Genomic DNA, 13,184 nt, shown 5'->3' on the forward strand with positions numbered 1-13,184 from the left:
GCTTTTTTTTAGAAAGCTGTTTTTACATTTGCATTATGGTACAATTATTGTAAGTATTTGTATAATCAGGGGGAGTAGTAAAGAATGATTATGCAAGTTCTTACTAAAACAAAAAGGTATGGGGAGAAAGATCGAATATGATACTAAATAAAAACTTACTGAAGGAAATTGAATTAAAAAAAATATTAACAGATATAAGCAGTGGAAATAAAACGTGGCAACAAGAAGACCAAACACATCTCGTACAATCAATGATGCTACATATCGGCTCACTAGATAGTGAACTACGAGATAACTTAATTTATGGATCGTTTTATGAATTGATCCATGAAAAAAACTTACTAGAGCATGCACTTTTAACGGAGCTTTTAGAGGATTCTTTGAATAATTTATTATGTAAGGGTATTGAAGAAAGTGAATCAGATTTAGTTTTTACCCGTACATTTACGTCGCTATTGATCGCCCTCATATTATTTAGAGATAACGCAGACGATTTTTTATCCCAAAAGAAAATCGCTGATTGTAAAGATAAAGTACTCGCTTATTTAGCGGCAGAAAAGGATGTAAGAGGCTACGTGCCGGTGAAAGGGTGGGCTCATAGTGTTGCCCATATGGCTGATGCAATCGATGAATTGGTGAAAAATCCGAAATTAAATAAAGCCTCTTATAGTGAAATTGTAAGCGCATTATACAACGTCGTTTTGCAAGAAAATCATGCTTTCATACATAATGAAGATGAACGGATTTTAGTACCTATCTTCACAATGCTTGAGCATGGTTTAGAGGAGCAAGAAATCATTAGATTACTGCAAGAATTACCTGCAACTTTAAAAGTAAAAAAAGAACAGCTCGATGTACAGCATCACAGAATTTTAGTTTTTAACTGTAAATCCTTTGTGAAAAGCTTTTATATTAAAACAAATGGGAAGCCTAAGTTCGCAGCACTTCATAAATGCATCGAAGCATGTCTCGATGAATTATAAGAAATTACTACCAATATTAGTACTTTGAAATTATTGACAGACAAAATTTAGTTTGTTAAGATGAGTGACAATAAAAGCATACAAATTCGTTGATGAGAAAGAGTAGTGTTTCATTTTGTTCTACAGAGAGCCGACATAATGGTGGAAGTCGGTGTGCACATGATACATGAAGATCCTCTCTGAGAAGATTGGCTGAACATAGTAAGCTAATCCGGGTGTCTACCGTTAAAAAGAACACGTATGATTGTACGTTGCTGAGTGCTATTGAACGGTTGATTCAATAGAATTAGGGTGGTATTCGCGGTTAACCCCGTCCCTTGCTTGGGACGGGGTTTTTGTATGCCTTTTATACATGAGTATAGGAGGGAATTACATGCAAGGTGAAAAGAAAAAAGAAACGGCTGTAGAGAGGGAAACGAGGATTCGCCAGTTGTGGGAACAAGAAAAAACGTTCCAAGCATCTGTTGCGAATCGTGCTGGTCATAAGCCCTTTGTATTTTACGAAGGCCCACCAACAGCAAATGGATTACCACATGTAGGTCACGCATTTGGCAGAACAATTAAGGATGTCGTGGCTCGTTATAAAACGATGCAAGGGTATTTAGTTGAACGGAAAGCTGGCTGGGATACACATGGTTTGCCTGTGGAACTCGGTGTGGAAAAAAAGCTAGGTATCTCTGGGAAGCAAGAGATTGAAAAATATGGTGTTGAACAATTCATTCAGGAGTGTAAAGGAAGTGTCTTTACCTATGAGAAAAAGTGGCGTTCCTTTACAGAAGAGCTTGGCTATTGGATTGACATGGATGACCCATATTTAACGCTAAGTAATGATTACATCGAATCTGTTTGGCATATTTTAAGTCACGTGCACAAGGAAAAGCTTTTATATAAGGGGCATCGTGTCTCACCATATTGCCCTAGCTGTCAAACTTCCTTAAGTTCTCATGAAGTAGCGCAAGGATACAAGGATGTAAAGGATTTATCTGTCACGGCAATGTTTAAGCTGAAGGATCGAGAGGAATATTTTCTAGGCTGGACAACGACGCCATGGACATTACCTGCTAATGTTGCATTAGCTATGAATTCTCAGCTCGTTTATGTTCGGGTGAAACAGCACGATAAAGTATATATTTTGGCAAAATCATTAGTGGAAAAGGTTTTTTCTGAACCTGTTGAACTATTAAGTGAGCATGAAGGGCATGAATTTGAAGGTGTATCGTATCATCCACCTTTTTCATACGTAACCGTTAATAAAGGGCATGTTGTTGTGCTAGCAGATTATGTCACGGAGCATAGCGGTACAGGGATCGTCCATATCGCGCCTGCATATGGGGAGGATGATTATAAAACGGTTCAGCAAAATGGGCTATCGTTTGTAAATGTTGTTGATGTAAAGGGTTGCTATACAGAAGAGGTTCCAGAGCTTGCAGGTAAATTTGTAAAAGATTGTGATGTCGATATAATAAAAATGCTCGCTAAAAAGGAGCTATTGTTTGATAAGGAGAAATATGAGCATAGCTATCCTCATTGCTGGCGCTGTGATTCACCATTGCTTTATTATGCAACTGACAGCTGGTTTATCAACATGTCTGCATTAAAAGACCAGCTTTTAGAAAATAATGACCAAGTAACGTGGTATCCTGAGCACATTAAACACGGTCGATTTGGAAACTTTTTAGAAAACTTAGTGGACTGGAATATTAGTCGTAATCGCTATTGGGGTACGCCACTTAATGTGTGGGTTTGTCAGGATTGTCATCATGAAGAGGCACCAAATAGTCTTGCTGCCTTAAAAGAATTAGCAAAGGGCACTTTACAGGATATTGAACTTCATAAGCCGTATATCGATGAGGTTGTTTGTACTTGTCCGAATTGCAATGGTGATATGGAACGTACACCTGAAGTGATTGATGTATGGTTTGACAGTGGTTCTATGCCGTTTGCTCAGCAACATTATCCTTTTGGAAATCTTAAAACTTTTAATAGTCAATTCCCTGCTGATGTTGTTATCGAAGGCATCGACCAGACACGAGGCTTTTTCTATAGTTTATTAGCTGTATCGACATTATTTACTGGAAAGGCACCTTATAAAAATGTCCTTTCATTAGGACATGTTTTAGATGAACATGGACAGAAAATGTCGAAAAGTAAAGGAAATGCATTAGAGCCAGTTGAATTAATTCAACAGTACGGGGCAGATGCTCTAAGATGGGCGTTTTTAGTAGATAGTTCTCCTTGGAATCCTAAACGTTTTTCTAAGAAAATTGTGATGGATGCGAAATCAAAGCTAGTCGATACGCTAGATCATACGTTCAAGTTTTATCAGCTTTATGCAGAAATAGATGGCTTCCAGTACGATGCTACCAATACTGGCATACGCTCAAAGTTAGATGATTGGATCGTGTCTCGCTTACATCATACCATTCAGCTTGTGACAACTTGTATGGATGCTTATCAATTCACACAGGCAACACGTGAAATTGGCAAGCTTGTGGAAGAGCTAAGTAACTGGTACATCCGACGCTCAAGAGCAAGATTTTGGGCAAATGGGCTGTCAGAGGATAAACGAGGAGCCTTTAGTACGCTGTATGAATTACTCACAGCAATTTGTCAATTATTAGCTCCATTTACACCGTTTATTGCCGAGGATTTATATCGACAATTATCTGGAAAAAGTGTGCATTTACAAGACTACCCTCACTACAACGAAGCACTCGTGAATACTAAGCTTGAAAAAGAAATGGCCAATATTTTAACAATTGTAGAGCTTGGCCGAAGCATACGTAATAGTCAAAGCATCAAGGTGAAGCAGCCTTTAAGTGCAATCATTGTTTCTGTTGATGGGGAGCTAACTGATTATCAACCGTATAGCGAGCTCATTCAAGATGAATTAAATATGAAAGAATGCATTTGGACAAATTATTTCTCAGCATACGAAACCGTTCAATATAAGCTAAATTTTAAAACAGCAGGTGCAGCATTTGGAGCTAAAGTGAACAAAGTAAAAGATAACGTAATGAATTTAAGTGAGGCGGAGAAAAATTTATTACAGCAAACAGGGTCAGTTACGTTAACGATCGATGGAGAACAGGTAACCTTGTTAAAAGCGCATGTGTTAACTGAATCTATTGTGAAGGAACATTACATCTTAGCCGAAGATGCTTCATGTCGAGTCCTTCTGAATGTACAGCTGACAACTAACTTACTTGAAGAAGGGCAAATTAGGGAACTAATTCGGACAATTCAAGATACACGGAAAAAATGGAAACTCCCTGTTGAGCAGTATATATCGATTTCGATTGCTGGAAGTACCAAAGTAACAACGATCATCCTGCGGCACGAAGCGTTATTGAAAGCAAATGTATTGTTAAAAGATATTCACTATGTAAGTGACTACAAAAGTGAACGGTATTTGCAAACTGAAGTGTTTGGTGAAAAGGTAACCGTATATTTTAAGCTGTGAAAACTATATTACTCAGGTCAGCAGAAGAAGTGATCGAGTAATCCCCCTCAAACGCTCTTTAAACGAAGGCAACGCTCAGGTACCCAAAGATTTGGGTATCCTGAGCGTTTTTATGTAAACAAAATTTACAGTAAGCCAGTGAGAAGATAAATAGCGGTTGCCCAGATAAAGATAGCGGAACATTTATTAAAAATAATCATTAGCTTTCCAGAGTTATCGAGTTTTTTAAATGCTGCTCCTACGACTGCGAGACCTAAAAACCATAACCAAGAAATCACAACGCATGCAGTAGTAAACAGAATTTATTCGGTGCCGCTATATTTTAAAGCACTCGTCCCAATAACGCCGATTGTGTCTAAAATGGCATGTGGATTTAAGAGAGATACAGAGAGTGCGAATAAAATTTGTTTTTTGACAGGGAGTGCTTCGTTTTGATCGGTAGTTGCCGGTTTTGAACGCCAAATGGAATAGCCCATATAAAGTAAAAAAAGTATACCAACAGTCATTAAGGTGATACGTAACCACTCAAATTGTAGCACGATCAGAGATAATCCAAAAACAGCGAGTATGATAAGTAGCGTATCACAGATGGCAGCTGTAATGCTGGCTGGCAAGGCTCGGGCTAGATGTGGCTGTGTAGCACCCTGTGAAAAAACAAAGACATTTTGTACACCTAAGGGCAAAATAAGGCCAAATGCTAAAATCATTCCATGAAGAAATGCTTCCAATGAAATTCCTCCTTTCATTACATTAATCATTCTAGTTGTGTTATAACTAAAAGAAAACGACCAATTGGATGGTTTTTCACCCATCCAATTTCGAGGTGATACGAATGAACTGGCAGCCAAGCAGACAGGGAGAAATTACGTTACAGCAACAAATCGAGACGTGGATTACGGAGCAAATAGAACGAGGAGATTGGGTAGCAGGAACAAAGCTGCCAACGCAAAGACAGCTTGCTATGCAGCTCGGGGTAAATCGTAGTACGGTTCAGCAGGTATTAGAGGAGTTAAAGGCGGCTGGAATATTGGAGGCAAAGGTAGGATCAGGTATTTATGTAGCTCATAATTCTTGGCATTCGCTCATTAAACAAACACAGCCAAATTGGCAAACCTATATTGACACAAGTCTCCATAAGCCGAATTATCATACGATACAATTAATTAATGAATATGAGCAGCGAGATGATGTCATTCGATTAGGTACGGGTGAACTTGCACCAAGTCTATTGCCAACTGCTGAAATTGAGGCATCGTTAAAGGAGCTTTCCTTACAGCCAAAAGCTTTAGGTTATTCCTCACCACAAGGCAGCAATCAACTTCGAGAAGCGATTTGCGAATATGTGAAAAAAAGAGGGATCCATGTAAAGCCTCAAAATGTTTGTATTGTATCTGGTGCACTACAGGCATTGCAGCTCATTGCTGTTGGATTGCTAGAACCGGGGTCTATCGTATTTCAAGAACAAACATCTTATTTAAATTCAGTGCATCCATTCCAGTCTGTAGGTATGCAAATGATGGCTATAAATCGAGATGAACAGCTTGTACAAACTTTAGCTCAACGAAAAAGAAAAAGGCAGGCTGTATTTTATGCTGTTCCTACGTTAAACAATCCGACTGGTGGCGTGTGGACAGAGCTTGAAAAAAAACAGCTTTATGAAGCGTGTAAACAATCTCGCATTCCCATTATTGAGGATGACGTCTATCACGAATTGCTCTTTGAAGCGGCAACTTCTCCCATAAAATCAATGGATGATAGCGGGCAAGTCCTTTACATTGGAAGTGTCTCAAAAACATTAAGTCCTGGACTCCGCATTGGCTGGTTAATCGGTCCAACAACTGTGATTGAGCGGTTAGCAGATATAAAAATGCAAACAGATTATGGTTCAAGCGCGATCTCACAGGAAATTGTGCTGCATTGGCTGCAAACTGGAAAGTACGAAAAGCATATCGTCGGCTTACGCCAAAAATTACAGCAAAGAGCAGATTATGTAGAGACTATTTTACAAGAAAAATTTTATGATATTGCAGAGTGGAATAAGCCAAAAGGTGGTTTTTATATTTGGCTAAAGTTTCATGAGCCTATTGTTGATAAAGAGTTATTTACCAAACTATTGCACCGCGAAGTTCTCATTAATCCCGGTTATATTTACGATCCGCAAGATGCTAAACATATTCGATTATCATATGCTTATGCGACAGAAGAAGAGTTGGAAAAAGGATTAAATATCCTTTTTGAGATTACAAAAAAGAAGAAATAAATTTCAAATTGCGTTGTTTAAGTAGATTCTAAAAGAAATCATCCATTGTATGTAATCATGTATACAATGGGTGATTTCTTTAAATTTCATGTAAATTATTCGATTTTATTATCTTTCTCGGATTGCGTGTTTGCTAATTTTAAAAACACCTCGTTAATATTTTTCATGCGGTTTTCAACTTTTTTAGCGGCTGCATCGAGAGTAAATCCTTCATCAATGAGCTCCTGAATTAAAAGAATTTTTTTGATATTTAAGTAGTTATATCTACGAGTAGTACCTTCTACTTCATTTTCTGAATCAATAATACCTTTTTCTTCCCAATAACGAATTTTTCTAGTAGGAACTCCTGTTATATTAGAAACTTCTCCTATTCCAACAACTAATTTGTTCAGTAAATCAAAGTCTAACATAGGATCTATTTCATGTTTTTCGCTCATTTGAATCCCTCCAATACAGTTCGTAACTATTTTACATTAAAAGTAGAAAGGTTACAAATTGAAGTTGTATGGTATTGACTTTGATTGTAAATAGGTTACAATCTATGTTAGTAATGTACATTACTTATGAAATCATAAAGGTGGTTTTTGTATGAATAAGGTCGCTACTATTGAAAACATTGTTAGGAAGCATAATTACAACTTCATTACACTTATTTTATTTTGGTGTGGTCTTGTAGTCGTCTCTAGCCTGTACTTAACGATTCCATTGGTATCTATCTTTGCTAACAATTTCAATGAAACTACTGCTACTGCAGCATGGACTAGTAGTGTATTTTCTCTTTGTTATGCAATTGGTTTATTAATCTTCGGCCATTTATCAGATCGACTTGATCGTAAACAAATTATTTTAGTAGGTTTGATTTGTTTGACAATTATTTCTCCTATATTAGGAACTGTAGAAACGATAACTTCTCTCATAGCACTTCGGGGATTGCAAGGGTTCTTAGCGGCAACTTTCGCGCCTGTTGCATTAGCTTACATTGTAGATATATTTCCTGAAGAAAGGAGAGTAACTGCTACGGGATTTGTTGCTTCTGGCTTTTTAATGGCCGGAATAATTGGTCAAGTATTTAGTAGCTTGGTTAGTAAATGGTTAGGATGGAATAGTGTATTTTACATTCTTGGAGGAGTATATTTTTTAACAGCTATTTTAGTAGCTGTTTTAATACCAAAAGGTGAGAGACCGAATGAAAATGAAAATTTGCAAGACACTATGCATCAATTAAAAACAATTTTTACAAACAAATATTTAATTTATTGTTATATCATAACGGTTACCCTATTACTCTCATTTGTTGGAATGTATACAGTACTAGGAAGTTATTTAACTACTAATTTTAACTTAGATGATAATCAAATTTTATATGTTCGGGCTGTAGGGATTTTTGGAATGATTCTGTCGCCTTTTTCAGGAAAATTGGTGGAGAAATTCGGTACACATAATGTGATACGAGGCGGTTTATTGCTCGCAGTTATTGGTCTTACTATTCTTGGAATGAGTTCGAACTTAGTCTTTCTAGTAATTATGAGTGTGATTTTTGTTGCAGGAATTTCAATGACGGTACCATCACTGATTACCGTTGTAGGTCAGTTAGGGGGACAGAGCCGTGGAATGGCAGTAGCGCTTTATACATTTATTTTGTTTATCGGTGCGACGTTAGCTCCCATCATTGCAATTAATCTTTTGAAAACAGAAAATTATTTTTTAACATTTGAAACTTTTGCTGTACTTATTGGAATAGGGCTGTTTGTCTCATTTTTCATTAAACCTAAAAAATAAGATACTAGAAAGAGGGGAATAAACGGTTGAAACGTATTCGAATTTTAGTTACTAGTGTTGCCATCGCTGCCATCACTGTTATTGTTGTGACTTTTGCTATTAATCAAAAATCTAATTACGAGGTGAAGAAAATGCAACAACATGAATTGAAAAATGAAGAAGAAACATATCAAATTGCACTAGATAAAGCTCTAGAGGTGATAGATATTCCTGAAGGATACCATTTCAAAGAAGTTCGTAGTGGCAAACAGAATGATGTAGATGTTTTCGTTTTCCGTTATGAAAAAGAAAATTTAGACAATAATGGGCTAGGGGGAGAGCATTATTCCTTTACAGTTGAACAAGAAAGTCACAAAATCATAGGAATTACATGGATGGATCAACGTTTTGCCTCCAATCAACAGCTTCCATCTGAAAAAAGAACAGAGGAAATTGTTCAAGTGTTTCTGAACAAAGTTCAAAGTGGATTATTTGATCAATTAGAAAATCAGTGGATTCGCCCTCATGATGAAGATATTAAAGTAAATAAAGAAGCTTTAACGCTTACAGGCATGAAATATAAATGCTATGTACCAGAGAATGATTCATGGGCATGGGTCATCGTCGGTCCTGATGGAAATATTATGGCATTTGAGCAAGACATTAAATGGAAAGGTGGTCGAATAACAGAAAAATGGTTACATGATAGTTGGCTATTAGAACATCAATTATAGGAAATTATTTTAACAAGGGTAGACGATAGATAAATTTGACAAAATTAACTTCCCTCCGAAAGAAGTCTCCCACTTCAAAACGTATAGGTGTGTAAGCATCAGTGAAGGTGGGAGATGAGATTTCGGAAGTGTAACCTAAACCCTAATAAAAAAACCGACAACCCAAAAAACCAATAATGCTAATAAATATAACCGTTCCAAGTTTGATTTTAGGCTGGATATATTTTGAAACAAACTTTCATTCAAGCCTCTCCTTTTTTTCTTGTAAATTTTACCACGCTAATACATTTCCTATTCTAGAAATCATTTTTAATAATTGCAATATTTTTCACTAAAATATTAGGAATTACTATAGGAATTTTTTGTTCAATTTTCATTCCATACCTTTTTAATAGTGTAGGGGATACTTTAGCAGGAGGTCGTATAAACTACTGGGGAGCAAGTTGGGTATATATAGCATTTTCTATTCCTATGATTCTATCCATGGTCATAATGGGGTATTATCTATCTACTCAAAAGAATATCCCAAATAAAAAAATGTGGTTGATTAGTTTCTTTGTAACTTTAATTGTCAGCTTATTAACCGGCACATTGGGTATTTTAATTAGTGAAATGATATTGCGCGGTAATTTAAATACTTTTAATCTAGACGATTCAATGATATGGGGCGTCATTTACAGTATTATACTCCTTCCAATAACTGTACCTTCAGGAAAGCTTATTTTAAATTCTTTGCATTATTGGATTCATAAACCTGCAATTTAAATACGATGACCAAGATGAAATTAATTATTTTGGTCTTTTTTTGTACAAAGAGCATTTAATCTTCCACAACTTTTAGTGACGAGCCCTAAAATGAATTAAATTCTAATTTTCATGCGGATTACCATAAGCTCTTGTATAATTAGATATTTTCAACATCTTTCAATAAACCTTCGTTTTTATTCTTAATTTTCAGAAGAAATCAACAAAAAAAGTTTGTTACAATAAATTGGAAATTGAATTGATTTTTCTGAAGGGAGCTTTTAAATGTTTAGCAAACTATCCATTATTTTTGCAGTAATTGGTGCTGTTGTATTAAGTTCCTCTTACATTTATTCAACCAACTTTGAGATTCTTATGATATCTGGATTCAGTTTATTATTTATCAGTTTATTGTTAAGTTTTGGTGCTGTGTTCAAAAGAGAACAAGGAAAAATAAAGTTTTTACCTGTTCTAACAGTTTTCCTTTTTAGTTTCATCATTACTTGGTACGACCCATTTCAAATTGTGAGATTACTTACTTGGATGAAAAATTAATCGTTGGACTCACTCATGTTTTATTTTTAAAATGAGTGACTTTTTACTTTTGTTAAAACGTATGCCATGTAAATATGTTGATTGCTAAGGGTTTTAGAAAGTGAGGTTTATCATGTTAGAAACTAAAAGATTGAAACTTAGAGATTATAACGAAGCGGTTTTTGATTTTTTACAATCAATTTTATCAAATGAACAGGTGATGCAGTACATTGGAAGCGGCGAAACTCGTAACGAAGAACAAGCTAGAAGTTTTTTTAATTGGATTGTTGAGTCTTATGAAAAGAATGAAGCATATGGATTGAAAATAATTGAATTAAAAGCAACCAACGAACGAATCGGACATGCCGGTCTTGTGCCTCAAAGAGTTATTGAGGAAGAACAAATCGAAATAGGCTATTGGACTGCACCAAATTTTTGGGGGATGGGTTATGCAACAGAGATGGCGAAAGCATTGAGAGCTTATGGTGAAAAAGAATATCTTTAAATAAGTTAATATCCCTTATTCAAATTGGCAATTCAGCATCTCAAAAAGTAGCAATTAGTATGGGCATGAAAAAGGAAAGAGAGATTGAACTAAAAGGGAAACAAGTCATTATTTTTTCAACACTGGGTGGTTCTATTTCGTGAACCACGTAAAGAATAATTCAAGTAATGAATCCATACTTTTTTTAATAACGATTTCTTTATGAAGAGGTGGATCATTGGGGAACAGGGCCAAGAAGGTGAGCAAACAGAAAAGCAGGTGAAGATACAATGTCTTCACCTGCTTGTTTGTTAATACTGATATTTATTTCTAGTAGTAAGTAAAATAACGATTGCTGGAATCGTACAAATAAGCATTGCGCCAAATGATAGTCCAGGCGAAATTTCGTATAAATAGCCGCCTAAAAATGTAAGGATCGCTGTACTTAATCCCATTGCTAATGCTGAGTAAAGACCTTGCGCATTTGGAATTTGTTCCTTCGGCAATGTTTTTGTTAAATAGCCAATAAAAGCGAAATGTGCGAGTGCAAATGATAATGCATGCAAGGTTTGAGAAGCGATAAATACCCAGACATTAGGGAACAGGTAAATCAGTAACCAACGTAATGAGGAACCACCTGCTGCTAAAAGTAATAAAGAAGATGAGCGCCATTTTTTAAATAGTGTATCAGCCTTTAGAAAATATAAAATTTCGCAAATAACGGCGATATTAATAATCATTCCCATATAGAATGGATCGACATGTAGATCACCTAAATAGATATAGCCGTAGCTGTAATAAGAAGCATGTGCGCCCTGCAATAGGATCACGATTACTAAAACAATTGGGAAGCCTTTAATATTCCATAATGATTTCATCGACAATGATTTTGCACGTTGTTCTTTTGTTGGGACAACAAGTAACTCTTTTGGTGTAGCCAATTGTTGCATGAACAGCATACCAATAAGGCTAATGACCAAACTCCAATAGATAACGTTCTGACCAAATACACCAGTTAGCATACTAATAATTAATACCGCAATGACAAAACCAATAGAGCCATATGAGCGACTTTTACCATAGTGTACATGTCCATGCTGGATTAGTGTTGCAGCACTACTTTCTACAGCAGGTAACAAAGCTGGATAAAAAATGTTAAATAAAAGGGTAACGATAAGAAGCGAGATAAAGTTTGTGCTTGGTATGTAAAGTAAAGTTGTAATTAGGGCACCTATTGCTAGGATGCTACTGAGTCGTTTATTATGCACATATTTAGCAAGAGTCGGGAAGAAAAAAAGATTTGAAATGGCTCGTGCTAAAAGACCACAGCCCATCACGACACTTGCCTGTGATACTGTAAGGTGTTTAACATCTACAAGCCAACCTGTCCAATAAGGTAAGAAAATACCCCATGTAATAAAAAATGCAAAGAAATTTTGAGAAAGCCATCGTTGATTATTCATTTATTACGTACCTCCATTAACTATGTTGAATAATAGCACGTTCAACGCTACAATAATGTGAGATATCTCACATTTTATTATAGGAGAGAGTAATAAATGCAAATACTGACAGCTGAAGCACGTTCCTATTATCTAGAAAAATATCCAATTGATGATTTTTTCTCATTTGATATTGATCCATTTCTGGAAGTGTGTAAATTTGAAAAAGGCGAATGGATTTTTAAGGAAGGATCATTTCCAGATACGCTGTACTACATGATCGAAGGAAAAGCGAAACTATATATGACGCATAAAAACGGTAAAGTTTCGCTTATTGAGTATCTTGAGGCTCCGCTTTTTATGGGTGAAATTGAGTTGCTTAATGAAGCGAGATATACAAAGGGGATTCAGACCGTGACCGAAACGATCTGTCTTTCTATTTCTCAGGCCTGTAAAGAAAAGTTACTTACTGATGTGCTATTTTTACGTAAACTCTGTGTGTTTTTAGGGGAAAAGGCGACAATTATGACTTCTAAATATACACAAAATCAGGCATATCCACTTGAAAATCGGCTAGCTGCATTTATCGAATTATCGTCTGATCAAGGGATTTATAAGGAAAAGCATACTGAAATCTGTGAATATTTAGGGGTTTCCTATCGACATTTATTATATGTACTTGCACAATTTTGTGACGAAAAAATTTTAGAGAAGAGAAAGAATGGCTATCACATTATTAATGAGAAGCGTCTTGCGCACTTGGCACAGGAAATTCAGTGAGG

At 36.0% G+C, this 13,184-nt stretch carries 9 protein-coding genes, 1 pseudogene and 1 other annotated feature; of the genes and pseudogenes, 7 read left to right on the plus strand and 3 right to left on the minus strand.

Annotated elements, in window-relative coordinates:
• Window positions 1–137 precede the first annotated feature (137 nt).
• Both ACB089_RS11625 and ileS read left to right on the plus strand, forming a co-directional pair.
• Entirely contained in the window at window positions 138–983 is an 846-nt protein-coding gene (locus ACB089_RS11625) for a DUF2785 domain-containing protein (protein ID WP_374966539.1), read from the plus strand.
• An 80-nt stretch (window positions 984–1,063) separates the two neighbouring features.
• Window positions 1,064–1,304: a binding site (T-box leader), on the plus strand.
• 52 nt (window positions 1,305–1,356) lie between these two features.
• The gene (gene ileS, locus ACB089_RS11630) at window positions 1,357–4,446 is read left to right on the plus strand and encodes an isoleucine--tRNA ligase (protein WP_374966540.1); all 3,090 of its coding nucleotides are present in this window, start codon (window positions 1,357–1,359) and stop codon (window positions 4,444–4,446) included.
• A gap of 125 nt (window positions 4,447–4,571) precedes the next feature.
• On the opposite strand, the pseudogene ACB089_RS11635 reads toward ileS, so the two are convergent.
• Window positions 4,572–5,174, minus strand: a pseudogene (locus tag ACB089_RS11635) (LysE/ArgO family amino acid transporter).
• A 104-nt stretch (window positions 5,175–5,278) separates the two neighbouring features.
• Between ACB089_RS11635 and ACB089_RS11640 the strand changes: the two are divergent.
• Window positions 5,279–6,706 carry a PLP-dependent aminotransferase family protein gene (locus ACB089_RS11640; protein WP_374966541.1) on the plus strand — a complete coding sequence of 476 codons (1,428 nt, stop codon included), beginning with the start codon at window positions 5,279–5,281 and terminating at the stop codon, window positions 6,704–6,706.
• 95 nt (window positions 6,707–6,801) lie between these two features.
• Here ACB089_RS11640 and ACB089_RS11645 read toward each other — a convergent pair whose 3' ends face one another.
• Entirely contained in the window at window positions 6,802–7,143 is a 342-nt protein-coding gene (locus tag ACB089_RS11645) for a MerR family transcriptional regulator (protein WP_374966542.1), read from the minus strand.
• A 151-nt stretch (window positions 7,144–7,294) separates the two neighbouring features.
• On the opposite strand from ACB089_RS11645, the gene ACB089_RS11650 reads away from it, so the two are divergent.
• The 3 genes from ACB089_RS11650 (at window position 7,295) to ACB089_RS11660 (ending at window position 10,981) form a co-directional block, all read left to right on the plus strand.
• Window positions 7,295–8,485 carry an MFS transporter gene (locus ACB089_RS11650; RefSeq protein ID WP_374966543.1) on the plus strand — a complete coding sequence of 397 codons (1,191 nt, stop codon included), beginning with the start codon at window positions 7,295–7,297 and terminating at the stop codon, window positions 8,483–8,485.
• 26 nt (window positions 8,486–8,511) lie between these two features.
• Window positions 8,512–9,198, plus strand: coding sequence for a hypothetical protein (locus ACB089_RS11655; protein ID WP_374966544.1), 687 nt, complete (start codon window positions 8,512–8,514; stop codon window positions 9,196–9,198).
• A 1,411-nt stretch (window positions 9,199–10,609) separates the two neighbouring features.
• Window positions 10,610–10,981, plus strand: a complete 372-nt coding sequence (locus ACB089_RS11660) for a GNAT family N-acetyltransferase (protein ID WP_374966545.1) — start codon at window positions 10,610–10,612, stop codon at window positions 10,979–10,981.
• Window positions 10,982–11,271: 290 nt separating this feature from the next.
• On the opposite strand, the gene ACB089_RS11665 is transcribed toward ACB089_RS11660, so the two are convergent.
• On the minus strand, window positions 11,272–12,423 hold the full coding sequence (locus ACB089_RS11665) for an MFS transporter (protein ID WP_374966546.1): 1,152 nt from the start codon (window positions 12,421–12,423) through the stop codon (window positions 11,272–11,274).
• A gap of 96 nt (window positions 12,424–12,519) precedes the next feature.
• Between ACB089_RS11665 and yeiL the strand changes: the two genes are divergently transcribed.
• A complete protein-coding gene (gene yeiL / locus ACB089_RS11670; protein WP_374966547.1) occupies window positions 12,520–13,182 on the plus strand; it encodes a transcriptional regulator YeiL in 663 nt (220 codons plus the stop codon).
• Window positions 13,183–13,184: the final 2 nt, after the last annotated feature.

The sequence above is a fragment of the Lysinibacillus sp. RS10 genome (assembly GCF_041956855.1).
Taxonomy (GTDB): Bacteria; Bacillota; Bacilli; order Bacillales_A; family Planococcaceae; genus Lysinibacillus; species Lysinibacillus xylanilyticus_A.